The organism is Georgenia subflava (assembly GCF_009193155.1).
Taxonomy (GTDB): Bacteria; Actinomycetota; Actinomycetes; order Actinomycetales; family Actinomycetaceae; genus Georgenia; species Georgenia subflava.
In genome coordinates, this window is the sequence record NZ_VUKD01000004.1 from 467,427 (window position 1) to 493,483 (window position 26,057).

The window sequence follows — 26,057 nt, forward strand, 5'->3', positions numbered from 1 at the left end:
CCCAGAGCGAGGAGGAGAAGCATGTCCTGGTGGGAGCTCGCCGACGGGGCCTGGCTCGGCGACGGCCCGGCCGACGCGCTCGGTGCGGCCCTGAACCAGGCCGCTGCGGAGTCGTTGGCGGAGGTCGTCCCGGTCCCCGACCTCCTCGCAACGGTGGTCGAGGGGATCACCGGTGCCCTCGGCGACGACGCCCGGGTCCAGGTCTCGCTCGGCGACGAGTCGTCGGAGCAGGGGAGCCCCGTGCCGGCGCTGCGTCAGGCACTCGCCTCGGCCCTGGAGGCGGTGGTGGGGCAGTACCGCCGCGAGTGGGGACGCGACCCCACTCCCACCGAGCTGGTGCACCTGGTCGTCTTCTGCCTCGCGCCGGACGGCGCGGGCATCGTGGCGCCCCTCGCGCCGGGGAGCCGTGCGGTGGTCCGCCCGGACCGTGGCTAGCCGGCGGCGCCCGCTCTGGTCGTGCCGTCGGCGTGCCGTCCGTCCGGCTCTACCCCCGTCCGGTCGAGACCCGCAGCACCACCGTGGCGCCCGGTTCCGCCTCGGCGCCCGCCGGTGGGTCGGTGCCCACCACGCTGTTGCGGCGGACCTCCTCGCTGGTCTCCTCGGCGAGCTCGACCACCAGGCCCGCCTCGTCGAGCAGCCGCTCCGCCCGCGCCCGGGTCATCCGCGTGACGTCGGGCACGGGCACCCGGATGGGCCGCACCGGGTCGACCGGGACAGGCCGTCCCGGGTCGATGGGGTCGAACGGGTCGTCGGGGATGATGCGCGTCATCGCGACGGTCAGGTTCACGGCCGTGCCGACCGGCACGCGCGTCCCCGGCGTGGGCTCCGCCGCGATCACGGTCCCGCGCGGCACCCCGACCGCCACCTGCTGACGGACCCGCCCCACACCGAGGTCGGTGCGTGCCAGGAGCTCGCGCGCCTGGTCCAGCGGCGTCCCGACGACCTGCGGCACCACCACCAGCCGGTCCTCCTGGGTCTGCTGGGAGAGCCGGAACCACTGGACGAAGGTGCCGCCGGCGACCTCGTCGTCGGTCGGCAGCCGCAGCCGGGTGCGGGGGCCGACGAGCACCGCGTCGGCGTGGGTGTTGACGTGCTGGGACTCGTCCTGCTCGTGGACGACGGCCCAGCCCTCGAGGACGAAGCGGCCGGTCAGCGGCGGCTCGCGGCCGAGCTCGGCGAGCATCGTCCACAGCTGCTCCATCAGCCACCGCCGGGTCAGGTCCGCCGGGCGCCAGACGATGAGCGGCCCGTCGGCGTTCCACTCCGCCGCGAGCTCGACGGTACGGAAGGCGACCATCTGCTGGGCCCAGATGTCGCCGTCGGGACCGTGCGGCCACGGCAAGTCGAGCTCGACGCGCACCACCGGCTTGCCCTGCACCGAGCGCTGCGCGACGGGCGCGTCGAGGTTGACGACGATCCCCGTGGCCAGGTCCGCCCCGGTGAGGTCGGAGTCGTTCTCGAACGGTGCCCCCGTGCTCAGGGCGAGCCCGGTGATGTGCACCCCGGGACGTCGTGCACCCGCAGCCGCGATCTGGGCGGTCACCCGGACCGGTGCCGCCTCCTTCAGGGACAGGTCCACGACGGCGGAGCGCAGGTCGCCGAACCCGGGCTGCCACCACAGACTCACGACACCGTCGGCACCCGGGCGGAACGAACCCTCACGGCTGCCGGTGCCCTCCAGGGTCTCGGGGGTGGGCTCGTCCTCGGCGGCGGGCTGGATCAGCCCGTCCTCGCCCGCGCGCACCTGCACCTCGACGTCGGTGACCGGCCCGCACGCGCTGTCGACGACCACCCGCACGGGACGGGGAACCAAGGCGCCGCGCCGGGGCACGGTCTGACCGTCCCCGCCGAGCAGGCGGAGCTCGGGGGTCGTGACGATCAGCTCCAGCGCGTCCTGGACCGTGCGGGTGCGGCCGAACCGGTCGCAGGCCGGGTCCCACTGCACCTGCGCCGCGACGGACAGGCGGCCGGTGACCACGACGGACGCGCCGACGTCGTCGAAGTGGTCGTCGACCAGGCGGGCCCGCAGGGTCTGGGTCGTCGGGTCGCCGGCCGCGCTGCCCAGGCGCCAGCGCATCGTCGCCAGGCCGTCCGGGCCGGTGACCACGTCGGCCTCGAGGTCGGCGGCGGGCGTCGCCGGGTCGATGCCGCCGCGCTCGGCGGTCCAGCGCACGGTGGCGCCGGCCACGGGCAGCCCGCCGCGGCGCACGACGACCCGGACCGGCTGGGGCAGCGGGTCGCCGGGCATCGCCTCCTGCCCGTCCCCGCCCACCAGGTCCAGCGACACGAGGTCGGTCAGGGCCGGGAAGAGGTCCCGGCAGTCGGAGTCGAGGGTCCAGGCGCCGCCGGTGCCGCTGAGGATGCCCAACGGAGCGACGTGGTGCACCGGGCCGGCGGGCGGCAGCGGCGCCCCGCTGCCGTCGTCGAGGGTTGGCCACTCGATGGTGCCGCTGACCGCACCGACCCCCCAGGCCACCTGGACGGTGCGCGCCGGGACCAGCCAGTGGTCGCCGGTGCGCGGCTCGCCCATCACCGGGAAGGACACGAGGATCCCGCCCTCGAGCTCCTGGGGCTCCGCCTGCAGCGGCAGCGGGCCGCCCTCCCAGCGCCGCACGAGGGGGTGGTCGCCGAGGTCGTCGAGGGTGGGCGCGCCCGCCGGCCAGGCGACGGCGAGGTCGAGCCCGTCCGGCGCGGTGACCGACGTGAGGAACCCGCGCCGCCCGCCCAGCTGCCAGGCGGTCGAGGTGAGCTCGACGACGTCGCCGGCGTGGAAGGACAGCGCGTCGTCACGCCCGAGCCGGTCCAGCGCCAGGACCGCGTCCGGGTTGCTCGCCGTCGGCGGGGTGATGGAGAGCAGCCGGGCGACGACGCTGCCGTTCTCCCGCGACCACAGGAAGGTCGCCGCGGCGCCGCCGTCGTGCACCTGGACGCGGTACAGCTGGTTCTCGAGCAGCTCGTACCCCTGCACGGCGGTGATCTGGCACGGGTCGTCCGACCCCGCCTTGACCTCCAGGGCGGCGACCATGGTGGGCGGCTGCGGGCGCAGCCACCCGGGGTCGCGCAGGTCCGAGCACCGCTGCTCGTCCAGCTCCGCGGTGCGCACCTGCCAGACGGTGCGGGCCCGGGTCGTGGTGTCGGGCCCGCCCAGCGCCGGGTCGGCGAGCGCCGGCTCCTCGTCGGCGGTGACGTGGTGGGTGAAGACGTCGAGGTAGAGCGCGTGACGCCGCTCCTCGCCGTCCGGAACCTCCGGCTCGGGCAGCGTGGTGCTCCCGTCCTCGCCGGTCCCCAGGTGCGGCTGGCCGGCCAGCGGCCAGCCCGGGTCGGGGGCGTCGCCGCTCTCGCACAGGACGCCGTCGACGTAGTAGCGGCCCGGGACCACGAAGAGCTCGGCCCACGGCCGGCCGGCGGGTCTGGCACCGTCCGGCCCGACCAGCGCGAACGCCCCGGGGCTGCCGTCCGTGGGGGCGCGCGTCCCGGTGCGGCCGACGACGTCGAGCGTGCGGGTCTCGTCGTGGTGCGCGGTGATCGCCGTCTGCTCGTTCCAGTCGGCGTCGAGCAGGACCCGACCCTGCTGGAGCAGGACCGAGCGGTTGTGGTCCTCGGGCCGGTGGGTCCACCGCGTGAAGTCGCCGTGCATGTCAGCTCCTGAAGATTCCGGTCTCGAGGCCGACGGGGACGTAGGGCGCCAGGAGGCGCCCGGCCGCGGCCAGGCGCTGCGGGCGGTGCAGGTGGTGGTGGGCGCCCATCTCGGACTCGTCCTCGCCGCCGGCCGCGATCAGGGGCGAGCAGTCCCGCGACAGCGCCAGGTAGCCGGGGGAGCCCGCGTCCTGGGCGGCGTAGACCGGCCGCGGTGCGGGTGCCCCGTCGGCGCCCGGGACGCACCGGTAGCGGCGCGGGACCCTCGACCCCGGACCCACGTAGCTGAAGCGCACGCAGCCCGTCTGGCGGTGCTCGGCGGTGACCGTGCCGTCCAGGATCGCCGACGACGCGTCGAGGACCCGGACCCCGACCGTGCCGCGCACGGTCGCGCCGGACACCGACAGGTGCGTCCCGGAGGCGTCCACCGCGGTCCCCGCCGGGGCGTCGACGACGGCGTCGACCAGGTCGAGGGCGGGGACGGTGCCGGCGAGGACGACGCGTCCGACCAGGGAGCGCACGAGGCGCACTCGGCAGTTCTCGTTCGGCTCGGCGGCGGCCTCGACCCGCACCCCCGCCACGGTGCACTGGCCGAGCGTGAGGTCGCCGAGGTCACCCGGGCCGACGACCACGTCGCCGGTGACCACCAGCCCGTCGAGGAGGACGGCGCTGCCCGGGTCGCCGGTGACTCGCAGGTCGCCGACCACGACCGGGCGCAGCCCCTCGGTGCCGTACACCCCGGGCACCGGCGGCACGACGTCGCCCAGCGGCAGCGTCCGCCCGCGCCACGCGGCGGCGACGACCACCAGCCGGGTCGCGGTGGGCACGTGCACCGCGAGGTCGCCGACGTGCCGGTCGCTGTCGCCGACCGAGACCACGTAGGTGCCGCCGGCGGGGGAGCCGGGGGCAGTCCACTCGGCCTCGGCCGCGGCGAGGGCGTCGGCCAGACCGAGCGCGGGACCGACCGCCACCTGTGCGCGCACCGCGGCCCCGCCGCCGTCGCCGACGTAGCCCTGGGACTGCAGGAGGTCCTCGTGGACGCCGGTGCGGTCGTACGGGCCCGCACCGATGTCCGCCGTCGAGCCGTAGGCGTGCAGCACCCGCACGCGGTCCGGGGTGGCCGGGCTGCCGTCGAGGTAGGTGTGCACCCGGCCGGTGACGGTGTCGACCATGGCCTGCCAGCCAGGCAGCGCGGCGGGCGGGTCGCTGCCGAGGACGGTGGCCAGGTCCTCCAGGCGGCACACCCGCACCCGGACCGGCTCCAGCGGGTCGTCGTCGTCCACCTGGACGCCGACGGGCAGGGTCTCGGGGTCGGCCCCGGCGGCGCGGGCCGCGCGCAGCAGGGCGAGCAGGCGGCGCGGGCGCAGCGGCACCGGCAGCTCCTCCTCCCGCGCGAGGGCGTCCACGTGCTGCTCGGCGGGGACCGCGAAGAGCGGGGTGTCCAGGCCGAGCGGGTGCACGGCCCAGCCCGCCGGGGTCGGCGTCGCCTCCGGCCAGGCGACCTCGTCGCGCTGCGCCGCGAAGGCGTTGGCCCGGTCGCCGAAGAGGAAGACCCCGACGTTCGGGATGCCGTAGCGCCCCCGCCCGGTCGCGATGCGTCGCACCTCGGCGCTGTGCGCGAGCGACTCGAGCGCCCCGCGGGCGCCGCTCCGCAGGTCGAGCGCGTCGGCGTCGCGCAGGGAGGCGGTGGCCGGCCGGTCCAGGCGCACGTGCCGGGAGTGCGTCGAGGTCGCGAGCAGGCGGTAGAGCTCGACCACGCGCGCCGGCCAGCCCGTCACGTCCCGGGCCACCTGCTCCAGGGCGCCCGGTGTGCCCTTGCGCCGCCGGTACGCCAGGGTGTTGGCGACGAACGCCCGCCGGCTCAGTGCCGCGCCGGCCGCGGCACCGCCGAGACCGCCCGGGCCCCCGGACAGGTCGGGCGGCAGGTCCTCGACCCCGACGAGGTCGGCGAGGTAGGGCACCACCCACTCGGGGCACGTCTCGATGAACCACGACGCGTACAGCGCGTCGAGGTCGTCCTCGAGGACCTCCAGCTCGTGCCCGGCGGCGTCGAGGAGCGCCCGCAGGAGTCCGCCGGTGGCCTCGTCGCGCGCTCGCACGTGCACGGGGAGCAGGTCGAGCAGCCGGTCGGCGGTGCTCATGTCATCACCCCGATCACGACGACGTCGGTGGCCAGCGCCGGCAGCTCGGCGGGCAGCGGGCCGGGGACGGCGGGGTCGTACCGGCCGGGCCGGGCGCGCAGCACGACCGGGGAGGGGTCGGTGCCGCCGAGGTCTGTGAGCACGGGCATCGTGCAGGCAAGCACGCCCGCCACGCCGCGCACGACGACGAGCGCCTCCGCGGCGGTCACCGGTCGGGCGAAGGCCCGGGCGGGTGGCCCGAGCGCGTGTGCCAGCGCCGACCGGACGGCCGCCTCGACGTCGGCCCGCTCGTACGCGGGGTCGTGCTCGACCAGCACCGAGACGCCGAGGTCGAGCACGTCGCCGACGAGCACGTGCACCGGAGTCCCGGGGTCGCGGACCTGCTCGACGGCGGCCGCCAGGTCCGTGAGGAGGGCCGGCCCCGGGTCGGTGGCGTCGACGCCCCGCACGGTCAGGACGAGCCGGGTGCGCCGCCCGTCCCAGACCGTGTCGGTGCGGGCGGGCCCGACCCCGGCGTAGCCGTGCGCGAAGTCGGTGAGGTCGGCCGCCGAGACGACGCGGTCGAGGGTCCGCACCAGCAGCGGGGCGCCCCGGCGGGCGTCCTCGAGCGTCTCCGCCGGTGCCCAGCCGTGGGCGGGCGCGGGGTTGGTCACCGCGTGCAGCCCCAGCGGGCGACGCACGAGCTGGCTGACCTGGTCGGCGCCGACCGCGCCCTCGGCACCGATGCCGACCCGGTACGCGGCGGTGATGTTCTCCTCGCCCGCGGCCGGCCGGGCGCCGTGGCTGCCGTCGCCGAACACCACCCGGGGCGGGGCGTCCTCCTCGTGCCGCAGGACGTAGACGCGGTCCTGCGGGCCGGCGGCGTCGAGCCCGGGGACCTGCTGCCAGGCGACGCCGTCGACGCGGACCGTCAGCTCCGCCCGGGTGCCGCCGGGCGTGGTGGAGCGCACGTGGGTCAGCGGCCCACGACGCGGCCGCACCTCCGCGAAGTCGGTGCGGCCATCCCCGCTGCCGAGCACCTGGGCCACCGACTCCCCGTGCGTGGCCGTGACGACGTTGCCGTGCACCACGAGGCTCGCCGGGGCGTAGCCGTGGACGAGCGGGTGGTCCAGCGTCAGGGTCATCCACTCCGCGCCCGGGCCCGCCGCGCAGGAGACGACGGCGGCGAGCTCGGTGCGACGCTGACCGTCGGCGGCGTCCGTGCCCTCGACGAGGACCGCGCGGCCGGGCGGCAGCGGCGGGTCGGTGGCAGGCACCTGCAGGACCGGGGTGCCGGTGACCGGCCCGGTGAGCGGCACCTCCTCGGCAGGCAGCGCGACGGACGTGCCGTGGACCTTCACGCGCCGGGGGGTCAGCGCCCCTAGCTGCTCGGCGAGGTCGACCTGGACACGGGTGACGGGGCCGGCCAGCCCCCACCGGGCGGCACCGTCCGGAGTCGCCGCGACGATCTGCACCGCCGCCGCGTGGTCGGGCTCCTCGAGCACCAGCCAGCTGCCGACGACGACGCCGGGGTGGTCGCCGTCGAGCTCGACGACGTCCGCCGGGTCGAATGCATCGATGCCGTCCCAGACCCACCTCTTCCGGGTCGGGGGCGCGGGGTCCTCCCGCGGGTCCTCCCGCAGGTCGGGGACCGGCGAGGCGCCCGGCGGACCGCCGTCCTCGGTGACGAGCAGGCTCGGGTCCGGCGCCTGGTGGCCGAAGACCCGGGTGCGCTCGGTGAGCAGGTGGACCCGGGGGTGCTTCTGCGGGACGAGCGGCCGGTCCGGGGTGTGGCCCAGCGGTCGGTCCAGGTCCAGCCGTACCCAGCCGGTCCGGCCGTCCGGCTCGGCGGTCACCGCCACCACCCGTCGCGCCGCCCAGGTCTCGGCCCAGTCCGCGAACGGGGGGCGGTCCGCCGGGGCGAGCGCGGCGTAGGCGACCCGCTCGTCGCCGACGACCAGGACCGTGTCGCCCGGTCGTACGGGCGTCGTCGGGGTGCGCAGCCAGATCTCGGCGGTGCCGAGGGCGAGCTCCTGCGGCGCCGACGCCCGCACCGGCAGGTGGTTCCAGACGCCGCGGGCCTCGAGGTCGGTGCCGGTCTCGAAGATCTGCGGGAGCTCGCCGGCTCCCGGGACGCTGCGCACGGGCGTGGCCCGGGGCACGGTCACGACCGCCGGCGCCCCGGGAGCGGTCTGCGCCTCCAGCACGAGGTCGACCTCGGCGGCCACCCCCGGGCGCAGCTCGTGGCCGAGGGTGCGGGCGAGCTCGCGCACCGAGCGTCGCTCGGTCGCCGTCCGCAGGAAGCCCTCCTGGGCGATCCGCTCGGAGTAGAACGTCACGACGTCGGCGACGAGCGCCCACGTGTCCAGGAGCGCGATCGCGGGGTCGTCGGCCGGATGGCGGGCGAGGGTGCGCAGCTTCTCCGGCCGGCCCGGCGCGCCGGCCGCGAGGTCGCCGCGCATCCGGGCGAGCGAGGTGGAGTGGGCCGTGACCCGACGGCGCAGCCGGTCCGCGCCCGGCGGGTTGGCCGGGCCGGCGTCGGGCACCTCGCACCCGCAGTCGTTCATCGTCCCTCACCCACCCGGACCTCGACCCGGCCCATCTCCGGGTTGTCGGGGTCGGTGTCGCAGCGCAGCACCTCGCGCGGCGCCATCGCCAGCCGGCCGGCGGCGAGGGCGGTGGCGCTGCCCTCCGGGGCGTCCAGGCGGGCGAAGGTGGTGACCTCCACCCAGGACAGGCCCGTGACGGCCATGGCGGCGGCGACGACGTCGCTGAGGAAGAGAGGCTGGCCGAACGTGAACGCGTCGGGGTGGAAGAAGCCGGGCCGCCCGTCCGGTCGCACCCCCGCGGAGAACACCTGGCGCAGGCCCGCCTCGACGTCGGTGCGGTGATGACCCGGCGCCGCGCAGCCCTGGAGGACGATGAGCAGCGGGACGTGGACGGGCCCGGCGAGGGTGACGTCGACCCCGGCCATCCGACGTCCCTCCAGGACGGCCCGCAGCGACTCGCGCAGGCCCGGGTCGTCGGTGCGCGCCGCGACGGGGTCGATCGTGACCTCCTGGGCGTACCAGGACCCGGTCCACCGGCGCCGGGCCACCGCCCGCTGCAGGCCCGGGTCGAGCATCGCCGTGGCGGCGTAGTCGCTGCTCGTCACGGCCCGCAGCGGGGCACGGAACGCCAGCGGTGCGAGCTCGCGCACCTCGGCCAGCGGCTGCGGGTCGGTCCCGCCCGTCGCCGGCAGCGGGTTCCGCACGGTCACGGCGGCCCCGGACGGGACCGGCGGCGAGCCGTCGGCGCGGGGCAGGAGGTGCACGAGGCGGTCGGCGGCGACGTTGCCGCGGCTGCCGCCGCCGATGCGGTACCAGGCGCGCATCGGTGCGCCCGACGGGCGCCGACCCGTGACGCCGTCGCCGAAGCGCAGCCAGGTCACCCCGTCGTCGTCCGGCTCGGCCACCACGTGCGCGGCCAGCCGGTCGCTGGCGAGCAGGTCGGGCCGCGGCTCCCAGCGCCGTCGGCCGTCGTCCAGGACGAGCTGCGCGGCCGCCCGGGCCGGGTCGGGGGAGAGCAGCTCGGCCGCGCTCGCCACGGGCGGGTCGAGCCTGACCGGGTCGGCGAACGTCAGGCCGGTGCGCGCGAGGCGGGCACGGCGGGGCCGTGACCCTTCGACGAGGTCCTCGCCGGGCACCGTGGCGCCGTGGTCGGCGAGCACGACGTTGGCGAGGGCGACGGCCCGGACGACCGGTCCGCCGTCGGGGCCGGGCTCGCTGACCACGAGCGGGTGCGGCAGCGCGTCGCCGCCGGCCCAGTGCACCTGCAGGACGGCCACGCCGGTGACCTCGTCGGTCAGCGGCACCGGGTCGCGGTCGAGGCGGACGGCATGCCGCCGCCCGGGATCGCCGTGGCCGTCGAGGGTGCCGCGCGTCGTGTCGGCCAGCACGAGGAGGTCGCCGCGGGCGAGGGCGGGGCCGGTAGCGCCGTGCTCGGCCGCGAGGAAGGCGGTCGTCGCCCCGACCGGCAGGCAGTGGGCGGGATCGCCCCACGGGTACAGGGCGATCGCGTTGCGCACCGCGCGCAGGCGCGCGCCAGCGGCGGTCTGCACGACCACCGCGCCCGCCTCCGCGGCATCCACGGGCGCCGGCGGCGCGGCCGGGTCGAGGACGCTGTCCGCGACCGGGGTGCCGGCCGGGAGGGTGACGTCGGTGTCGGTCGTGAGCGCGAGCAGCACCCGCGCCGCGCACCCCTCGTGGACGCGGTAGTCGAGCAGCCGGGCGTGCCGGTGGACGGAGGTGCGCAGCCGGGCCCGGCCGAGGTAGGCCTCCTCGGCGACGGCGTCCTGCCAGGTGGCGAGCCGGTCGCCCAGGTGGGCGAAGAGCTCCATGACCATGACGGCGACGTCCGCGGGGTTGCGGTCGTCCCAGCCGGGCACCAGGGAGGCGAACCGGTCGAGGAGCCGGCCGCGCAGCGCGTCGTAGTCCCGGGCGAGGTAGTCCAGCAGCGGTGAGGTGACGGCCTCCGGGGGACAGCTCGGCTCGACGGCGCAGTCCAGGTCGGACGGGCAGTCGACGGAGAACACCACCGGTGCCTCGGCCAGGACCGCGTCGAAGCCCTCCGGGTGCCCGGTGCCGTCCGCCCCGAGCAGGCGCAGCACGTAGCCCGACCGGTCCCCGCTGCTGGTGGTGCGGACCACGAGGACCCCGCCCCGGTCGTCGGCGGGCACCGCACCGGTGACCAGCGCCTGGTCGAGGGCGTCCCACGGCGCCTCGGGCGGGGGCGGGGCGCCGTCGCCGACCACCTCGTCCGCCGGTGCGGCCCACGCCACCCGGACCGGGTTGATGGCCGGGTCGTGCCGTACCCCGCCGACGACGGCGACCCGGGCGGCGTCCCAGCCGGCGGGGACGTCTCGCTTGAGCAGATGGACCAGCAGGGTGCGCTGCCGGGGCGCGCCGGGCACGTGGCCCGGTGTGCCGGGGGCGTTGGCGAGCACCTCGACGAAGTCGATGCCCTCGAGGTCTCCTGGCCCGCCGGTGACGCCGAGCACCAGGCGGCGCCGGGCCGCCCGGTCGACGTCGGCACCGAAGGTGGTCGGGGGTGCGGCGCTCATGCCGGCCCCTGCACGGTCAGGGCCCGGCGCGGGTCGTCGGCCGGTGCCCGCAGCGGCCGGTAGACCACCGTGACGTCGAGGACCGCGTCGCGCGCCTCCACCCGGACCTCCTCGATGCGCAGGAGGTCGCCGAGCCACTGCTGCAGGGCGCCGTGGACCAGCGCGTGGGTGGTGCGGGCGACCTCGTCCCCGCCGGGGTCGAAGACGAGGCGGTCGATGCCGCTACCCAGCTCGGGGCGGTTGACCCGCTCGCCCGGCCGGGTGAAGAGCACCTGCTCGATCAGCCCGCGCAGGTAGCCCTCGTCGTCGGCGAGGGCGGTGCGTCCGCGGCTGTCGAGGCGGAGCGGGAAGGCGACGTGGGTCATGTCGCGATCACCCGCTGCTGCGCGCGGGTGACCTGCAGCGGCACCGCCGTCGGCGCGCAGGTGGAGGTGCCGGTGCTGAGCACGAGCGGCTGCCCGCCGGAGGTCACCCGCGTCGTGCCCGCGGTCCAGGACGCCGTCGCGCACGGCCCGCCTGAGTTCGGCGGCAGCGTGCAGCTCGCAACCGTCCACGGGGTCGGCAGCAGGATGGCCGCCGCGCCGTCCAGGCTCACCCGCGGCGAGCCTGCGCCGGGGCTCGCCTGGCCCTGGTGGGGGCAGGTGACGGTCGCCCCCTGCTCCACGAGGCTGCCGGCCATCAGATCACCTCCAGGGCGCCGCCGTTGACCGAGACCTTCGCCGCGGTGAGCTCGACGGTGGACGCGCCGACGGACAGGGCGATGCCCTCCGAGGTCATGGTCAGCTTCATCGGGGTCTGGACGGCGGGGGAGGCCACCTCGACGGTGAGCCCGCCGGCGCCCGGGAGGTCGCTGAGCGTGAGCGTGACGCCCTCGGTGCGCCAGACCTTCACCTCGGGCACGGCCGGGTCGGCGGGGACCTCGTCCGGCGCCCAGTAGCAGCCCGCGACGATCGGGCGCTGGCTGTCGCCAGCCTCGAACTCGACCCACACGTGGGCGTCGACGGGCGGTACGGCGAAGAGCCCCACCCCCTTGCCCGCGTAGGGAACGCACACCTCGGCCCAGCTGAGCTCGCCGTCGCCGAGGACCGCCGGCACCGAGACCTGGACCCGGCCGAGGAGGAGCGGGTCGACGTTCTGCCTGACGACGCCGCGGTACTTGCCGTAGAAGGTGCTCACGCGACCACCGCCGGGACCGTGGAGCCGTAGCCCTCGCGGGCGATGGTGAACTCCTGCTCGTAGGACCCCGGCCGGAGCCGGTGCACGACCCGCCGCACGTACCACAGGCCGTCGTGGGACCAACCGGCGCCCCGGACGCCGACGAGCGCCCGCGGACGCAGGACGCCGCCGTAGCGACCGCCGTCCAGGGTGCCGTCCCCCACGACGCAGTCGTTGCTGCGGTCCACCTCGGCCTGCGCCCGCGCCTGGGCGGCGACGGGCGAGAGGCCGCTGTCCCGGAACCGGCGCTCGCGGAGGTCGCCGCCCAGGGTGGTCCATGCGGGCACGGCGGCCAGCGGCGGCCGCAGCGGGGTGCGGGCCTGCACCGCGGTGGTGGTCCCGGTGCGCGGGTCCTGCACGCTCCCGGTCACGCTCGCCGGGGCGAGGGAGTCGAGGCGGAAGCGCGGCGGGCCGAGGACGTTCGTGTGCGGACCGAGGTCCACCGAGATGGCGGGCTGGGGGAGCCCGACCCGCACCGGCGGGCCCCAGTAGAAGCTCGAGGTGCCCGGGGCGGGGCCGGGGACCATGTAGGCCACGTACCCGTGCCGGTGCGCGAGCTCGACAAGATGGTCGAGGTCGGTGCCGTGCTGCGTGGGGATCCGCTCGATCGGGAGCGGCGGGTCCATGTCCACGGGCGGCACCACGAGCGGGACGATGCCCTGCGCGGCGTAGGGCGCGAGGACGGCGAGGACCTGGGGGTAGTCGTCGAGGGCGGGCCACTCGGCGTCCCGCTCCTGCCGGTCCAGCAGCAGGGTCGTGTCCTCGCCGGTGACCTCGAGGGTGGCGGATCCCGGCCCCTCGGCGGGCGTCAGCTCGACCCGGGTGACGATCCCGTCGAGCAGGACCGTCGGCACCGCACCCAGCGTGACGACCAGGCAGACCCGGGCGTCGACACCGACCGGTGAGTCCAGCAGCAGCGGGGAGTCCAGGGCCGCGAGAGGGCCCGACCGGCCGGCGTCGAGCGTGAGGGTGAAGGCCGATCGCTCGTCGTCGGTCTCCGTCACCACGACCTCGCGCAGGCGCACCGCGATCTCCCCGGGGACGGGGAGCGGGATGGTGCTCCCGGCCAGCAGGCTCAGGCGAACCCCGGGCGCGCTCATGCCGTCACACGCCCGGCGTCGGGATCACGAGGATCCTGGACTCCGCCCGGGGGCCCACCAGCTCGTCCGGGTCCAGGGCGCGGTTCGCGTCGCAGATCCGCCAGGACGCCGTCGGGTCGCCGAGGTAGCGGGCGCTGATCAGGTCCAGGCGGTCGTCCGGCCGGACCCGGTGGTGGGCGAGGGGCACGGCGGCGACCGCGGGGATCGGGCGACGGCGCAGGTACCGGACCTCCCGCTCGCCGTCACCGTCCGCCACGACCACGACGGCGACCTCCAGGCCGTCGTAGCGGCTCCGGCCGGCCATCAGGGCCCCCCGGTGAGGGCGTCCACCGCGCCGGTCACCCCGCCGACGACGGCCATGGTCTCCTTGAGGACCTGGTGCACGAGGAAGAGGGCGTACCCGGGGTCGGTCACGGGCAGGTCGTCGTAGCTGAGGACCTGCACGGCCAGGGCCACGGTCGCCCGCACGGGGAAGAGCAGCGTGTCGAACGCCTGCTCCGTGACCGTCATGCTCTCCACCCGCACCGGGACGGCGCGGCCGGGACCCAGGACCAGCACGGTGAGCGGACCCTGCGGGGGGAGGATCTCGATCGTGCCGGCCTGCAGGAGCACGGCGTTGGCGATGACCAGCGCGCTGGACGGGTAGAGGAGCATCTCCAGCGCCGCGAGCTGCGGGGCGATGCCGCTCACCGCGGCGACCGGGTCGGAGTCGGCGAGCTGGTCGGTGGCGTCGACCTCGACGGTCATCGTGATCTTCTCGACCGGGGCGCCCCAGATCCGGTGCGCGTCCGCGGCACCGCCGGACGTCTCGGTGTTCGGGCCACGCCGGGTGAGCGCGCGGGTGACCTCGTCGGGGTTGTACTGGAAGATGACCAGCCGGGAGAGCGGGCTCAGCGGGTCCACGGCCACGATCGCGCCGCGGAGCGTGCGGGGGCTGCCGGAGAAACCGCTCATGTGCCGAGCGTGGCCGGGCGGCGTCACCCGGGCGTCACCCCGACGTGGCCCCCGCGCCAGGGTGAGGCCGTTGACCGTCGTGGTCACTGTGCCCTGGACGGTGGACGCCGCAAGGCATCGACTTGCGGCCGTCGCAGGAGGATCATCGAGCCATCACGACTCCTCACAGACGCGGGGCGTGGCGATGCGCGAGCTACGGGCGGCTGCCGCCCTCCTCCTGCTGCTGACGGCCTGCGCCTCCGCCGCCGAGCCCGACGGCGACACCACGACCGGCGTCGAGACCCTGGCGCCGTCCCCCGACGAGACCGCGACGCCTCCCACCGGCTCCGACGCCCTTGCCGCCGCGGTCGAGGACAGGTTCGTCAACGACCCCAGCGACCGCGGCTACGAGGACGTGCGCGCGTTCCTGGTCGTCGCGGGCGGTGAACCGCTGGTCGAGCGGTACGACGACGCCACACCGGAGACCGGGCACAACGTCTTCTCGGTCACCAAGAGCGTCACGTCGGTCCTCGTCGGCATCGCCCTGGCGGAAGGACACCTCACCTCGGTCGACCAGACGCTGTCCGAGCTGCTGCCGGAGCACGCGCCGGACATGGAGCCCGAGCTCGCGGGCGTCACGCTCGAGCAGCTCCTGACGATGACCTCCGGGCTGCCTCTCAGCTTTCCCCGCGTGACGGCCGAGAACGACGTTGTCGCGGCGATCGTCGAACGAGGCCTGACCGGTCCGGCCGGTGAGCAGTTCTTCTACTCCGACGCCGGGGTGCACCTGCTCTCGGCGATCCTCACCCGGGCGACCGGGATGTCTGCGATGCAGTTCGCCCGAGAGCATCTCTTCGACCCGTTGGGCGCCTGCGCGGGCCCAGCACCCGAACCGCTCGCCCTGGCGGAGGACCAGACCTCGTACGACGAGGCGAGCTGCGCCTGGCCGGTCGACGCGCAAGGGCACAACATCGGGAGCTGGGGGCTGAAGCTGATCCCGGAGGACATGGTCAAGATCGGCCGGCTCATGCTCGACGGCGGAGCGTGGGAGGGCGAGCAGGTCGTCCCGGCCGAGTGGGTGGCCCGGTCGACCGAGGCGCACGTGGACGTCCGAGGGGCACCGGACTACATGCCCTCGTACGGCTACCTCTGGTGGGTGACGACCGCCGGTGGCCACGACGGGTTCGCGGCCCTGGGGTACGGCGGGCAGATGATCGAGGTCGTCCCGGCGCTCGAGCTCGTGGTCGTCGCGTCGACGACCGTGCCCGAACGCCCGAACATGGAACCGGCGTTCCTGGTCTACGTCGTGGACCGGGACATCGCCCCTGCCCTCGAACCGTGAGCCGCCTGCGGGCGTCGGGTCAGGAACCGAGCGTCGCGGTGATCGTGAACCGCTCGCCGAGCTCGACGTCCAGGCTCGTGAGGCGGGCGCCGGCGAAAGTCTGCTCGGTCAGCGGGAACGACCGGTTCCGGTAGCGCCCGAGCACGGACTCGATGATGCCGCCGGCCAGCGCGCCGATGATCCCGCCGGCCTGGGCCGTCAGCTCGTCGACGTGCAGCACGAGGGCTTCGTCCAGGCGCACCTCCGCGCGTGCGGTGACGTTGCTCGAGGCGAAACCCTTCGTCACCCGCGCGGCGATGTCCACGCTCCACCGGTTCGGTCCGACGGTGCGCGGCCGCACCTGGACGTCCTTGACGCTGACGCCCTTCTGGCGTCCGACCGCTGCGGCCGCGGTGCCCACGGCCTCGCTCAGGGCTGCGACGTCGCCCTCGACGACCGCACGACCCGCCGTCGCGCCCGAGGTCGACCGTTCGTCGCGGAACGCGAGCCAGAGCCGGTCGCCGTCGTCGTGGAGCCATGCGGCGGGCACGTGCTCGACGTCGAGCTGGAGCTCGACAGGCGCCCCGAAGACGACGAGCGGGCGCCCGGTCAGCGTGCCGGACTCCAGCGTGGCGGGCACGCCGCCGGTGGTGGACGCCGGCGGGCGGAGACTGATGGCGCTGCCGGAGAGGTACCGGTTGTCGATGACGCCGCCCGAGAGGTCGACGGCCAGCCGGGTCACCCTCTCCTGGGACGGCAGCTCGGCCGAGACGGCGACGTTCTCGGGCTGCAGGTGGAGCGACTCCGTCAACGCGTGGGCCACCCGGTGCGCCAGCTCGTCGCCGTCTGCCGGGATGTCGGCGCTGCCCACAGGGATCATGTGCACTCCTCGAGAACCTGGCAGCCGCGGCTGCGTCGTCGCGGCTCCGAGCTGGAGCCTGTTCGATCGTACGCAGCCCGCGGTGTGCTTCGCTGCCGCTGCCGCTGCCGCTGCCGCTGCCGCTGCGGGGCGCAGGACCCGTCAGTCGGTGCCGACGTTCGCGTCGAGCCAGTCGGCGAGCGGCCGGACCTCGCGCCAGGCCGCGCGCACGTGGTCGAGAGCAGTCGGCGTCCGCAACCACGTCGGCTGTCCCACGTAGCTGATGGCCATCAGCTCCTTGCGGCGCAAGAGGCCGATGCGCGGATGGTCGTCCCGGTACCCACGTGGACGGGTCTTCACGGAGGCTCCCTCGATCGAGTACCCCCTCGCCACGAGGTCGCCGACGATCGCGGGCAGGACGCCGTCCGCGTCCTCGTCGACCGCGCGCCGGAACCGGGCCGTCTGAGCGGCGGAGCCTGACCGGAAGCCGCCGCCGACGGCGAGACCGTCGGCGTCGAGGTGGAGGTAGAAGCCGAGGCCGGGGCTGGGGCCGTTGATGACGCCCTGGTGGGTCTTGTACGGCGAGCGGTCGGCGCTGAACCGCAGGTCGCGGTTCGGCCGGCGGACGGTGAGAGGACCGAACTCGGGCTCCAGCGCCGCAGCGAGCGCACGCATCGGGTCGCGCACCTCGCGCTGCCAACGGTCCTTGTTCGCGGTCCAGTACTCATGGGTGTTCTGGCCCTCGAGCGCGGAGTAGAACTGCGGTCCCCACGGCGAGAACCCGGTGAAGTCGCCCATGGCCGACATCATGCACGCCCGCCGACGAGGCGCGTTCGGGGGTGTGGATGCCGTGCGGCTGTGGACGCCGGCGGTGGACGACGTGCGGCTATCGACGACGTGCGGCTGTGGATGGGGGAGGTCGCCTTGGTCTGGTCAGGCTGGTCAAGCAGGTTGTACGTTGAGGTACGTGGCGGTGACCGTGAACGTTCAGGAAGCGAAGACGCGGCTCTCCGAGCTTCTCGGCCGGGTCGAGCGCGGCGAGGAGATCGTGATCGCTCGGGCGGGCGTGCCTGTGGCCAGGCTGGCGGCTGTCGCTCCGGTCCCGGCCCGCACGTTCGGCACGATGTCGTTCCACGTCCCGGACGCGTTCTTCGAGGCCCTTCCTGACGCGGAGATCGACGCATGGGAGTGAGATATCTGCTGGACACGCACGTCGTGCTCTGGCTGCTCGGCGACCCCGACAAGGTGCCGTCGACCGTCCGCGAGCAGCTCGCCGACCGGTCGAACGAGCTGCTGGTGTCCGCCGTCTCGGCGATGGAGGCCGCGACCAAGGTCCGCCTCGGAAAGCTCGAGGCCGCCCGTCCGCTCGTCACCACGTGGTCGGTGCGTACCGCGGAGATCGGTGCGGCGCCGGTGCCGCTCTCCACAGAGGCGGCGCTGCTCGCCGGATCGCTCGAGTGGGAACATCGCGATCCGTTCGACCGTCTCCTCGTGGCACAGGCGATCGAGGGCAACCACGTCCTGGTGACCAGCGATGCAGCCCTGCAGGTGCCCGGGGTGCGGATCCTCGGGTGGTGACCCCTCCCACCTTCGCCGCGCTCGAGAGGCACGGACCGGTCACGGCTCGTACGGTCGAGAGCGACGACGAACCACCACCTGAGAGGAGTGCACCATGGCAGAGCTCAACGGGAAGCGCGTCGCCTTCCTGCTCACCAACGGCTTCGAGGACTCCGAGTTCACCGATCCGTGGGAGGCCGTGACCAAGGCAGGCGGGGAGGCAGTGCTGGTCTCGCCCGAGTCAGGCACCATCTCCGGCAAGAACGGTCACACGGCCACCGTCGACCTCGCCGCGAGCGAGGCCAAGGCGGAGGACTTCGACGGTCTCGTCCTGCCTGGCGGTGTCGCCAACGGCGACAAGCTCCGCATGGACGACGACGCGGTCTCGTTCACGCGATCGATCTTCGACCAGCACAAGCCGGTCGGGGTCATCTGCCACGGCGGCTGGATCCTCACGGACGCCGACGTGCTGAAGGGCCGGACCCTCACGTCCTACCCGAGCCTGAAGACCGACCTGAAGAACGCCGGTGCCACCTGGGTCGACGAGGAGGTCCACGTCGACGCCGGACTGGTGAGCAGCCGCACCCCGAAGGACCTGCCGGCGTTCAACGCCAAGCTGGTCGAGGAGCTGGCCGAGGGCAAGCACAGCGGCCAGACCGCCTGACCCCTGTTGTGGTGATCATGCCGCCGGTGCCAACCGGACGCCGGCGGCATGTGCGCCGGCGCGGAGCGTTTTGTCCCACACCGCGAACACAGTGTTCTGCAGGCCGACGGCGAACACGCTCGCGAGGTGCACCGCGTCCGCCCCGCGCAACCCGTAGCGACCCGCGAGATCCCCTGCGTGTGCGGTGACCGCTTCGCTGAGCTCGACACGTTGAGTGACCGCCCAGTAGTCCTCGAAGGCTCGCTCTGCGAGGTCGCGATCCCGTCGGCCGAGCCGGTGAGCTCGACCGGCGGCGGCGAGAGCCGCTCGCACCTCGGGATAGGCGAGCCGGCTGGAGAACGGGGCATCGCACGCATCCCAGAGCGTTGCGACCAGCTCGGTCCCCTCCTCCTGGACGACGAGCTTGACCAAGGCGCTGCTGTCGAAGTAGACGATCACGAGCGATCAACGTCGTTGGTCACCGACGAGGTCGGACACTGAGCCGATGGCGTGGGCGCGCGCTGCCGTGCGCGCGGCGGGCCGGGCAGTGTTGACCGGAGGACTGACGATTCCGCGCCTGACAAGTTCTTCGAGCACCGGAGCAGAGTCGACCGGTACGAGGCGCGCCACGGGCGTGCCGCGATCAGTGATCACGACCTCGTCGCCCGACCGGACCTTGTCGATGCAGTCCGAAAGGTGCGCGCGGAACTTGCTGATGGCCACCTCCATGTTCTTAATGTACATTCCGGGCCCCCTTAGCTTGTACATAGGAAGCCCCAGGTGGGCCACCGGCGCGACTCCCTCAGAGGACGTGCACGGTGCGCCGGCGTCATCCACAAGCGGTGGCGGCGTACCTGGTCGTCCGGCGCGACGGTCCCGGTTCCCTGAGCTCAGGAACCGGGGCCGACGCGTCCGACGGCGAGCCCTCCGCACGCCGCCGAGGAACCGGCTGTCAGTCCATCGTGATCGACGTGCCCAGCCGGACGACGTCCGCGAACTCCTGCGAGTCGAGGTACGCAGCCCGCTCGTCGTCGTTGCGGAACTGGTAGCGGCCCCCGTCGAACCGGACGACACGGTCCCCGACGGTGTGCTCGGCCGGCAGGTCGCACCGGGCCCCGGTGTCCGGCGCCGACCCGGGTACCAGCATGGCGGTAGAGACCTCCACACCCACGCCGTCCGACCAGGTCACCAGGGCGACGTCGAGCCTGCCCTCCGGTGACTCCAGCGCCGTGGCCGCGCGTCCCTCGATGACGTAGGTCGAGTTGGGGAGCGCGCACCCGCCGCTGCCCTGCGGGTGTGTCGAGACCAGCAGCTGGGCGACGTTCTTGCCACGGGGGTCGAAGTAGGTGAAGACCTCCTGTCCCCGATCGCCAGCATCCTTCACGGCATCGCTGGAGGATCCGTCGTGGAGCACGGTCGATGCGGAACCCGCGCCGTGCCAGACGGCGTCCGAGCGCCACAGGAACGCCACCTGGCTCCCGGCCGGCCGGTCGGCACCGCCGGGCGTCCAGCTCTCCGCGGGTGTGTCGACCGTCCACACGACGGTCTCGGGTCCGAGCAGGCGCTCGCCGGTGACGGCGTCGACGCCGATCTCGGCGTACTGCTCGGCCATGCGTTCCGCAGCGGGCGGGTCGCCGGGCAGTTCGTAGCCGATGAGGGTCGGCCAGGAGCTGTAGACGCGGAGGTCGAGCTCGCCGTCGGGCGTCTCGTGCGCTCCCTCCATGGTCCACGTGCCGTCCGCCCACCGGGCCAGGACGATCCCCATCGCGATGTCGTCGACGCCGGACTCGTAGAACCAGCGGTCCGACATCTGCAGCGCCGCGACACCGTCCACGCAGCCGACCACCGGGTACTCCCAGGGCTCGGTGGCGAGCGGCTCGCCGTCGGGACCACTGGTGCGGACCTGGGTGACGTCGAGTGCGTCGCACGCCGCGGAGTCCTCGAGGTAGACGTCGTCGTGGGCGGGGACCAGCCCGTTGGGCAGCCGGGCCGCGTCACCGGACGGCGACGGGGTCGACGGCGGGTCCGTCACCACCGGCGCCGAGCCGTCGGGCTCGGCCGGCTGGGCGGGGGCGTCCGGTGTCGTCTGCCACTGGTTCGCGATGACCAGGCCGCCCGCGAGTGCTGCCGCGACGCCGACCGCGCCGCCCCATACGGCCAGGTGCTCACGGCTGCGTCGCCGCGCCGGCCTCGTCGCGGGGCTCGTGATCTCGGCGACGCGGAACGGGCGGGGACCCGGAACTTCGCGCGCAGGGTCGGCAGCCCTCATCAGCTCTTCGATGCGGTCCATCAGCGCCGCCCTCCATCCATGACGATCTCGTGGCCGACCAGCTCAGGAGGAGCGAGCCGGGCGAAGGCCTTGCGGGCACGGAAGAGCCGGGAGGCCGCCGTAGCCGCCGGGCAGTCGAGGACGGCGGCCAGCTCGGCACCGCGGAACCCGTCCCAGTAGGCGAGCATGAGGATGTCGCGGTCCTGCTCGCGCATCGTCGCCAGCACCTCGTGCACCCGGTCGCGCACACCGTCGTGGCCCGGGACCGACGAGTCGGTGACGGCGTCGTCGTGCAGCCGCGCGCTCAGCCGGGCGCGTCGGCCGCGTGCCCGTACCTCGTTCAGCACCAGGTTCTTCGCCGTGCCGATCAGCCACGGCAGGTCCACCGAGCGGGCCTTCCTCAGGTTCTGCCAGGCGATCCGGAAGACGTCGTTCGTCAGCTCGTCCGCCACCTGCCGGTCGAGCACGCGACGGTAGACGTAGCGGTAGACGGTGCCGGCGTGCTGGTTGTACAACGCCTCGACGGCCGTGTCCTCGTCGATCGGCACGTCATCTCCTCCCTGGCGGTCCGACGGCCGCTGTCCCGGCCTTCTACCCCCTACATGTCCGGGAGGCCCACCAAGATTGCACCCGCCGATCGATTCTCATCGGAAGCGCCGCGGCACGGGCCCCCGTCGCCGCGGCGCGGCACCCGCCGGCCGTGCCGGCCGGCTGTCCGTCACCCGGCAGAATCACCCGCCACTACCGCTGTGTGCCATGGACGTGAGGCCTAGCGTGAGGAGCGGGTGCTGCGCGAGCGCACCACCGAGGGCCGCGACGGTGCGGCCACGACCGCAACGGAAGGCTTCGTCATGCTCACCTCGCTCCGTCGTCGCGCCGCCTCGGCGCTCGCCGTCGGCTCGGCCGCCCTGCTCCTCGGGGCCGCAGGTGCCTCTCCGGCCTCGGCCCGGCCGCCCCAGGTGGACCTCGTCAACCTCGGCGACTCCTTCTCCGCGGCCATCGGCACAGGCGCGATCACGGCGTCCCCCGACGACCCCGCGTGCCTTCAGGGGCAGGGCCCCGACCACGTCTCCAAGCTCGACAGCCACCCGCGCATCACGCTGCTCCTCGACGCCGCGTGCTCGGGGCTCGACAGCGCCGGCGTCGGTGCCGTCGCCGCGCTCCCGCCGGTGGCCGCCGCGCTGGCCGAGGCCGAGCTCGTGACCCTGACCCTCGGGGGCAACGACGTGCCGTGGATCCCGACGATCCTCGCGTGCTCCACCTTCGGCGACGACCAGAGCTGCGACGGCGCACTCGGTCTGGCCGCGCTCGCCGTCGCGGCCGCGGCGGCCTCGGCCGGGACGACCGTCGACGCGATCGATGCGGCCACCGACGCGAAGATCGTCGTGCTGGGCTACCCGCACCTCGTCGACCCCTCGGCGGCCGGGCTGCCGATCACCCCGGAACGGGCGGCCGACCTCAACGCCGTCACCGACCAGCTCAACGCCGCGCTCCAGGCGTCGACCGAGGCGAACGGTGCCACCTTCGTCGACGTGACCGCACGCTTCGCCGGACACGGCGTCGGGTCCGACGACCCGTGGATCCACCTCGACCTCGCCGACCTCTTCGACCCGAACAACCTGCACCCGACGTCCGAGGGCTACCTCTCCGGCTACCACCCGGCGGTGATGAGCGCGATCAGCATCGGGCAGCTGGGCCGCTGAGCGGGGGTGGCGACGTCGTGCTGACTCCGCCGGGGGTGTCGACGTCGTGCTCACTCCGCCGGGGTGCCCGGCTCCGCGGCCGGCGAGGGGGCGGTGCGCACGTCAGCCGGTGCTCGCTGTGCGCGGGAGAGCGCGAGGAACGGCAACGCCAGGAGCGAGATCCCGGCCCCGATGAGGTAGGACGCGCCGTAGCCCCACACGTCGGCCGAGCGGCCGAGCACCGGCTGCGACCACACCCCGCCGGCCGAGTCCACGAGGGAGTCGAACGAGAGGATCGTCGCCCGCTGCTCCGAGGGGATCAGGCCGTTGAGGTAGGCCTGCCGGATCGGCATCGCTGCGGCGAACAGCAGCGCCCACACCACGATGAGTGCGACGACGGCCACGAAGCTCTCGGTCAGTCCGATCATCGCCAGCGCCACCACGCTCGTGCCCGCCGTCGCGATCAAGGCGGACGTGCGCCGTCGGAAGAGCCGGCGGATCTGCGGCGCGGCGAGCCCGCCGAGGATCTGCGCGCCCGCGACGATCGCCGCCACCAGTCCGGCGATCTGGTAGGCCTCCGGGTCGCCGTAGAGCTCGAGCAGGTACGGCTGCAGCGCGTAGAAGGCGTAGAAGCCGACGCCGCCGGTGAAGAACGCCTCGACCATCAGCCACTTCACCGCCGGCACGCGCCAGCCGTGGTCGATCGAGTCCCTGAGTATCCGCCGGACCTCCGCGAGCGGGCGTCCGCCCCGGCGCGGGGTGAAGCCGACGTCGTGCATCACCTTGAAGGCGACGGCGAACATCACCACGAGGATCGCCGCACGCAGCACGAACGGCACGCCCAGGGTCGTCTGCTGCGCGATCACGCCGCCGGCGATCGAGCCGGTGAGCATGGCGACCCCCGAGACGATCTGCCCCCGGCCGAACACGGGCTCCATCTCGCCGGTGTACCCGGTGGCGGCGAGCGCGTCGACGAGCCACGCCTCGACGGCGCCGGAGAAGAACGTGAAACCCAGACCGAGGAGCATCGAGGACAGCGCCCACTGCCAGAACGGTGCCTCGGTGTACCAGAGGAGCACGTACAGCAGCGTGGTCACCGCGAGCGTCACGGTGCCGAGGAGGTAGGACGCGCGGCGCCCGATCGTGTCCGCGACGATCCCGGTGGGCACCTCGAAGAGCACCATGCCCAGGGTGTAGAACGCGTTGGCCGAGAACGCCTCGAGGTTCGACAGTCCGGCGTCGAGCAGGAAGATGGTGTTGATGCCCCAGATCAGGGACGCCGCCAGGGTGTTCCCCAGCATCAGCACCAGGTAGATGCGCACCACGGAACGAGGCGTTCGCATGGGACGTCAACTCCTGGCCGACGGGTGATGTTCCCGCCGGCCGACACCGCTGGAGACAGGGAAGCCGGTGGCCGAGTGCGGGTGGGTCGGGCGAGGATGGCACCTCAGGGCATGACATCGACGCAGGAGGCCCCCATGGACTGGACCCTCGAGGTCGTCATCGTCCCGGTCACCGACCTGGACCGGGCGATCGCGTTCTACCGCGACCAGGTCGGCTTCGAGCTCGACCACCACACGGTGAACGAGCACATGACCGTCGCTCAGCTCACCCCGCGCGGCTCCGGCTGCTCCATCGTCATCGGCAGCCTGCCCGCCCAGAACCAGATGGCGCCGGGCTCGCTGCACGGCACCCAGCTCGTCGTCTCCGACGCGGCTGCCGCGCGCCGCGAGCTCGTGGACCGCGGTGTCGAGTGCACCGAGGTGACGGTCTTCGACGAGCGCGACGGCGGCACGTTCTTCGGCTTCAGCGACCCCGACGGAAACACGTGGGCGGTCCAGCAGATCAGGGCCCGCGCCGAGAAGCCGCTCATCCCGAAGGCGCCGCCGAGCTGAGCTCATCGCGACGGCGCCGCTGAGCCGAGCTGGGCGCGGGAGGTGCTCGTGGCGGCGCGGGCCAGCGCGTCGAGCAGCGCCATGGCGTCGCGGTGGCGGTCGCCGGTGGCCGGCACCGTCCGCAGGGCAGGCGCCGGGTCGGCGTGCACCGGTGAGTCCCGCGGGGCGAGCGCCGCGGCACGGTCCAGGGCGTCCCGCAGCGTCGCCGCGTCCGTGGTGGCGTCCGTCATGGCCACCACCCGCTCCAGCGGCAGCAGGGCGACGAGCTGGTCGATCTCGTGGAGGACCCCGGTGTTGGCGGGCGTGAGAGCGCGCAGGTCGACCAGCACGGCGTCGGCACCGGTGACGAGGGCACGCAGCGCGGGGCGCCAGGTGTCCTCGTGGCACAGCAGCTCGTTGACCCGGTAGCGCCCGTCGCGGTCACGTCGCAGGTCCAGCCCGCGCAGGCGACGGGCGAGCTCGCCCTCGTCGCGGACGAAGCGGTCCCGGAGCCGGCCGGTGAGGTAGTCGACGAGCTCGTGCGGCTCGAGCGTCTCCGTGGCCAGGTCCGCACCGGTGATCAGCTCGACGCTGCCCACCCACCGCCAGCGGCTGGTGAGGTCGCGCAGCAGCCGCGAGCTGCGCCGTCGGGAGCCGAAGGTCCGCAGGAGCAGCAGCCGTACGGGCGGGGCGGTGGGCGGGCGGTGCACCAGCGCGACGACCAGGAGGAACGCCAGCATCAGCGCGAGAGGGGTGACCGCCGCGACCGCGTCCGTCCATCCCTGGGTGCCGAGCAGGAACGCCTGGGTGATGGCGAGGACGACCCACCACTGCAGCACGAGCAGCGTGTCGTCGCTCGCGACCTTGCGCGAGTAGAACCACGCGGCGGTGCCGGCGTAGACGACGAGCAGCCCGACGAGCCCGGCGGCGACCGCGACGAGCGACCACGCCAGGCGGTCGAGCGCGACGCCGACCATCAGGTACGTCAGCGGCACGTACAGGATCAGCGCGACGGCGGCCAGCACCCCCACCGTCGGGAAGACCAGCCACGCGACGCCGCGGATACGACGTCCGGAGGTCAGCACGATGACCAGCCCGGGGACGGCGACCACGACGACGAAGAGCTGGAGCACCTCGACGAAGGCCGTCCCCGTGGCAGCCGGCAGGCCGAGGGTGAGGACCAGCAACCCGGCCCACAGACCCACCTGGGCGCGCCGGTCCGTGATCCCGGTGGCGATCAGCGCGGGGACGAGCACCCAGCCCAGCAGCGCGACGAGGGCGACGGTGCGTACCGGCAGCCACTCGAGCCCGGCGACCGCGTGGTAGGCGACGGTGGAGCCGACGCCGAAGATCACGCCGGCGACGGCGAGCACCACCTGCGCCCGGCGCAGCGACGACGCGGCCCGCGCCGTCAGGGCGGCGGGCTGGGTGCGCGGCCCGGTCGCCGGCGCCTCGACCAGGGCGATGGACGGCGCCGGCCCGGCCGCCACGGGCCGGTGGGGCGACGGGGCGGACGGCGGCGCAGCGCCTGCCTGCCCGTACGCCGGTGCGGCTGCGGGGCGGGCCCGCCGGCGCATCCCGCTCGTCACCGAGCGGCGGTAGCGCCAGAGCACGAGCGCGGAGAGCGGCCAGGTCAGCACACCGGCGGCGAGGACGGCGGTCGTCCCGGTGGCTAGGATGACGGTGCGCAGGTCCAGGCCCAGCAGGGTGAGCAGGTCGTCGAGCATGTCGCCCCCTGGTGGGCGGT

The 26,057-nt window shown here is 74.6% G+C and carries 25 protein-coding genes; 7 read left to right on the plus strand and 18 right to left on the minus strand.

The window, feature by feature from the left end; genetic code table 11:
- The first annotated feature begins 21 nt into the window (after positions 1–21).
- Positions 22–435, plus strand: a complete 414-nt coding sequence (locus GD748_RS15510) for a hypothetical protein (RefSeq protein ID WP_152196112.1) — start codon at positions 22–24, stop codon at positions 433–435.
- Positions 436–484: 49 nt separating this feature from the next.
- On the opposite strand, the gene GD748_RS15515 is transcribed toward GD748_RS15510, so the two are convergent.
- Genes GD748_RS15515 through GD748_RS15560 form a run of 10 tightly spaced genes read right to left on the minus strand, consistent with a single transcriptional unit; the run spans position 485 to position 14,126 of the window.
- Positions 485–3,637, minus strand: a complete 3,153-nt coding sequence (locus GD748_RS15515; RefSeq protein ID WP_152196113.1) for a DUF6519 domain-containing protein — start codon at positions 3,635–3,637, stop codon at positions 485–487.
- Position 3,638: 1 nt separating this feature from the next.
- Complete coding sequence (locus GD748_RS15520; RefSeq protein ID WP_152196114.1) at positions 3,639–5,777, minus strand: phage tail protein; 2,139 nt, start codon at positions 5,775–5,777, stop codon at positions 3,639–3,641.
- Positions 5,774–8,323, minus strand: a complete 2,550-nt coding sequence (locus tag GD748_RS15525; protein ID WP_152196115.1) for a putative baseplate assembly protein — start codon at positions 8,321–8,323, stop codon at positions 5,774–5,776. Before GD748_RS15525 ends, GD748_RS15520 begins: the two co-directional genes overlap by 4 nt.
- Positions 8,320–10,857, minus strand: a complete 2,538-nt coding sequence (locus GD748_RS15530; protein ID WP_152196116.1) for a baseplate J/gp47 family protein — start codon at positions 10,855–10,857, stop codon at positions 8,320–8,322. The genes GD748_RS15525 and GD748_RS15530 overlap by 4 nt, the downstream gene beginning before the upstream one ends.
- Complete coding sequence (locus GD748_RS15535) at positions 10,854–11,222, minus strand: GPW/gp25 family protein (RefSeq protein ID WP_152196117.1); 369 nt, start codon at positions 11,220–11,222, stop codon at positions 10,854–10,856. The genes GD748_RS15530 and GD748_RS15535 overlap by 4 nt, the downstream gene beginning before the upstream one ends.
- Entirely contained in the window at positions 11,219–11,536 is a 318-nt protein-coding gene (locus GD748_RS15540) for a hypothetical protein (protein ID WP_152196118.1), read from the minus strand. Before GD748_RS15540 ends, GD748_RS15535 begins: the two co-directional genes overlap by 4 nt.
- On the minus strand, positions 11,536–12,033 hold the full coding sequence (locus GD748_RS15545) for a phage baseplate assembly protein V (protein WP_152196119.1): 498 nt from the start codon (positions 12,031–12,033) through the stop codon (positions 11,536–11,538). The genes GD748_RS15540 and GD748_RS15545 overlap by 1 nt, the downstream gene beginning before the upstream one ends.
- Positions 12,030–13,172 carry a hypothetical protein gene (locus GD748_RS15550; RefSeq protein ID WP_152196120.1) on the minus strand — a complete coding sequence of 381 codons (1,143 nt, stop codon included), beginning with the start codon at positions 13,170–13,172 and terminating at the stop codon, positions 12,030–12,032. The genes GD748_RS15545 and GD748_RS15550 overlap by 4 nt, the downstream gene beginning before the upstream one ends.
- A gap of 4 nt (positions 13,173–13,176) precedes the next feature.
- Positions 13,177–13,476 (minus strand): LysM domain-containing protein, encoded by a 300-nt coding sequence (locus tag GD748_RS15555; protein ID WP_152196121.1) that lies wholly within the window; start codon positions 13,474–13,476, stop codon positions 13,177–13,179.
- A complete protein-coding gene (locus tag GD748_RS15560; RefSeq protein WP_152196122.1) occupies positions 13,476–14,126 on the minus strand; it encodes a hypothetical protein in 651 nt (216 codons plus the stop codon). Before GD748_RS15560 ends, GD748_RS15555 begins: the two co-directional genes overlap by 1 nt.
- A gap of 184 nt (positions 14,127–14,310) precedes the next feature.
- On the opposite strand from GD748_RS15560, the gene GD748_RS15565 reads away from it, so the two are divergent.
- Positions 14,311–15,447 (plus strand): serine hydrolase domain-containing protein, encoded by a 1,137-nt coding sequence (locus tag GD748_RS15565; RefSeq protein WP_226921462.1) that lies wholly within the window; start codon positions 14,311–14,313, stop codon positions 15,445–15,447.
- 19 nt (positions 15,448–15,466) lie between these two features.
- Here the strand turns inward: GD748_RS15565 and GD748_RS15570 are convergent, their stop codons facing one another.
- A complete protein-coding gene (locus GD748_RS15570; protein ID WP_152196124.1) occupies positions 15,467–16,306 on the minus strand; it encodes a hypothetical protein in 840 nt (279 codons plus the stop codon).
- A 141-nt stretch (positions 16,307–16,447) separates the two neighbouring features.
- Positions 16,448–17,083: a DUF2461 domain-containing protein gene (locus GD748_RS15575; RefSeq protein WP_152196125.1), complete on the minus strand. Its 636-nt coding sequence runs from the start codon at positions 17,081–17,083 to the stop codon at positions 16,448–16,450.
- A gap of 169 nt (positions 17,084–17,252) precedes the next feature.
- Between GD748_RS15575 and GD748_RS20010 the strand changes: the two genes are divergently transcribed.
- The 3 genes from GD748_RS20010 to GD748_RS15590 all read left to right on the plus strand — a co-directional run bounded on the left by GD748_RS20010 (position 17,253) and on the right by GD748_RS15590 (position 18,506).
- Positions 17,253–17,477: a type II toxin-antitoxin system Phd/YefM family antitoxin gene (locus GD748_RS20010; RefSeq protein WP_226921439.1), complete on the plus strand. Its 225-nt coding sequence runs from the start codon at positions 17,253–17,255 to the stop codon at positions 17,475–17,477.
- Positions 17,468–17,863, plus strand: coding sequence for a type II toxin-antitoxin system VapC family toxin (locus tag GD748_RS15585; protein WP_152196126.1), 396 nt, complete (start codon positions 17,468–17,470; stop codon positions 17,861–17,863). The genes GD748_RS20010 and GD748_RS15585 overlap by 10 nt, the downstream gene beginning before the upstream one ends.
- Positions 17,864–17,957: 94 nt before the next feature.
- Positions 17,958–18,506: a type 1 glutamine amidotransferase domain-containing protein gene (locus tag GD748_RS15590; RefSeq protein WP_152196127.1), complete on the plus strand. Its 549-nt coding sequence runs from the start codon at positions 17,958–17,960 to the stop codon at positions 18,504–18,506.
- A gap of 15 nt (positions 18,507–18,521) precedes the next feature.
- Here the strand turns inward: GD748_RS15590 and GD748_RS15595 are convergent, their stop codons facing one another.
- The 4 genes from GD748_RS15595 to GD748_RS15610 all read right to left on the minus strand — a co-directional run bounded on the left by GD748_RS15595 (position 18,522) and on the right by GD748_RS15610 (position 21,302).
- Positions 18,522–18,944, minus strand: a complete 423-nt coding sequence (locus GD748_RS15595) for a type II toxin-antitoxin system VapC family toxin (RefSeq protein WP_152196128.1) — start codon at positions 18,942–18,944, stop codon at positions 18,522–18,524.
- 6 nt (positions 18,945–18,950) lie between these two features.
- Positions 18,951–19,214, minus strand: coding sequence for a type II toxin-antitoxin system Phd/YefM family antitoxin (locus tag GD748_RS15600; protein ID WP_152815591.1), 264 nt, complete (start codon positions 19,212–19,214; stop codon positions 18,951–18,953).
- A 223-nt stretch (positions 19,215–19,437) separates the two neighbouring features.
- Positions 19,438–20,775 carry a hypothetical protein gene (locus GD748_RS15605; protein ID WP_152196129.1) on the minus strand — a complete coding sequence of 446 codons (1,338 nt, stop codon included), beginning with the start codon at positions 20,773–20,775 and terminating at the stop codon, positions 19,438–19,440.
- On the minus strand, positions 20,775–21,302 hold the full coding sequence (locus GD748_RS15610) for an RNA polymerase sigma factor (protein WP_152815594.1): 528 nt from the start codon (positions 21,300–21,302) through the stop codon (positions 20,775–20,777). Before GD748_RS15610 ends, GD748_RS15605 begins: the two co-directional genes overlap by 1 nt.
- A gap of 237 nt (positions 21,303–21,539) precedes the next feature.
- On the opposite strand from GD748_RS15610, the gene GD748_RS15615 reads away from it, so the two are divergent.
- Complete coding sequence (locus GD748_RS15615; protein ID WP_152196131.1) at positions 21,540–22,457, plus strand: GDSL-type esterase/lipase family protein; 918 nt, start codon at positions 21,540–21,542, stop codon at positions 22,455–22,457.
- A 50-nt stretch (positions 22,458–22,507) separates the two neighbouring features.
- Here GD748_RS15615 and GD748_RS15620 read toward each other — a convergent pair whose 3' ends face one another.
- Positions 22,508–23,779 (minus strand): MFS transporter, encoded by a 1,272-nt coding sequence (locus GD748_RS15620; protein ID WP_152196132.1) that lies wholly within the window; start codon positions 23,777–23,779, stop codon positions 22,508–22,510.
- Positions 23,780–23,914: 135 nt separating this feature from the next.
- Between GD748_RS15620 and GD748_RS15625 the strand changes: the two genes are divergently transcribed.
- A complete protein-coding gene (locus tag GD748_RS15625) occupies positions 23,915–24,331 on the plus strand; it encodes a VOC family protein (RefSeq protein WP_152196239.1) in 417 nt (138 codons plus the stop codon).
- A gap of 2 nt (positions 24,332–24,333) precedes the next feature.
- Here GD748_RS15625 and GD748_RS19620 read toward each other — a convergent pair whose 3' ends face one another.
- A complete protein-coding gene (locus tag GD748_RS19620; RefSeq protein WP_193312977.1) occupies positions 24,334–26,037 on the minus strand; it encodes a hypothetical protein in 1,704 nt (567 codons plus the stop codon).
- Positions 26,038–26,057 lie beyond the last annotated feature (20 nt).

Excerpts from the sequence above, each read along its gene's own strand:
- GD748_RS15585 (WP_152196126.1), top strand. The coding sequence starts at position 17,468 with ATGGGAGTGAGATATCTGCTGGACACGCACGTCGTGCTCTGGCTGCTC.
- GD748_RS15510 (WP_152196112.1), top strand. The coding sequence starts at position 22 with ATGTCCTGGTGGGAGCTCGCCGACGGGGCCTGGCTCGGCGACGGCCCG.
- GD748_RS15555 (WP_152196121.1), bottom strand. The coding sequence starts at position 13,476 with ATGGCCGGCCGGAGCCGCTACGACGGCCTGGAGGTCGCCGTCGTGGTC.
- GD748_RS15620 (WP_152196132.1), bottom strand. The coding sequence starts at position 23,779 with ATGCGAACGCCTCGTTCCGTGGTGCGCATCTACCTGGTGCTGATGCTG.
- GD748_RS15550 (WP_152196120.1), bottom strand. The coding sequence starts at position 13,172 with ATGAGCGCGCCCGGGGTTCGCCTGAGCCTGCTGGCCGGGAGCACCATC.
- GD748_RS15565 (WP_226921462.1), top strand. The coding sequence starts at position 14,311 with ATGCGCGAGCTACGGGCGGCTGCCGCCCTCCTCCTGCTGCTGACGGCC.
- GD748_RS15515 (WP_152196113.1), bottom strand. The coding sequence starts at position 3,637 with ATGCACGGCGACTTCACGCGGTGGACCCACCGGCCCGAGGACCACAAC.
- GD748_RS15590 (WP_152196127.1), top strand. The coding sequence starts at position 17,958 with ATGGCAGAGCTCAACGGGAAGCGCGTCGCCTTCCTGCTCACCAACGGC.
- GD748_RS15600 (WP_152815591.1), bottom strand. The coding sequence starts at position 19,214 with ATGGAGGTGGCCATCAGCAAGTTCCGCGCGCACCTTTCGGACTGCATC.
- GD748_RS15605 (WP_152196129.1), bottom strand. The coding sequence starts at position 20,775 with ATGGACCGCATCGAAGAGCTGATGAGGGCTGCCGACCCTGCGCGCGAA.
- GD748_RS19620 (WP_193312977.1), bottom strand. The coding sequence starts at position 26,037 with ATGCTCGACGACCTGCTCACCCTGCTGGGCCTGGACCTGCGCACCGTC.
- GD748_RS15520 (WP_152196114.1), bottom strand. The coding sequence starts at position 5,777 with ATGAGCACCGCCGACCGGCTGCTCGACCTGCTCCCCGTGCACGTGCGA.
- GD748_RS15575 (WP_152196125.1), bottom strand. The coding sequence starts at position 17,083 with ATGGGCGACTTCACCGGGTTCTCGCCGTGGGGACCGCAGTTCTACTCC.
- GD748_RS15535 (WP_152196117.1), bottom strand. The coding sequence starts at position 11,222 with ATGACCCACGTCGCCTTCCCGCTCCGCCTCGACAGCCGCGGACGCACC.
- GD748_RS15625 (WP_152196239.1), top strand. The coding sequence starts at position 23,915 with ATGGACTGGACCCTCGAGGTCGTCATCGTCCCGGTCACCGACCTGGAC.
- GD748_RS15525 (WP_152196115.1), bottom strand. The coding sequence starts at position 8,323 with ATGAACGACTGCGGGTGCGAGGTGCCCGACGCCGGCCCGGCCAACCCG.
- GD748_RS15540 (WP_152196118.1), bottom strand. The coding sequence starts at position 11,536 with ATGGCCGGCAGCCTCGTGGAGCAGGGGGCGACCGTCACCTGCCCCCAC.
- GD748_RS15570 (WP_152196124.1), bottom strand. The coding sequence starts at position 16,306 with ATGATCCCTGTGGGCAGCGCCGACATCCCGGCAGACGGCGACGAGCTG.
- GD748_RS15530 (WP_152196116.1), bottom strand. The coding sequence starts at position 10,857 with ATGAGCGCCGCACCCCCGACCACCTTCGGTGCCGACGTCGACCGGGCG.
- GD748_RS15560 (WP_152196122.1), bottom strand. The coding sequence starts at position 14,126 with ATGAGCGGTTTCTCCGGCAGCCCCCGCACGCTCCGCGGCGCGATCGTG.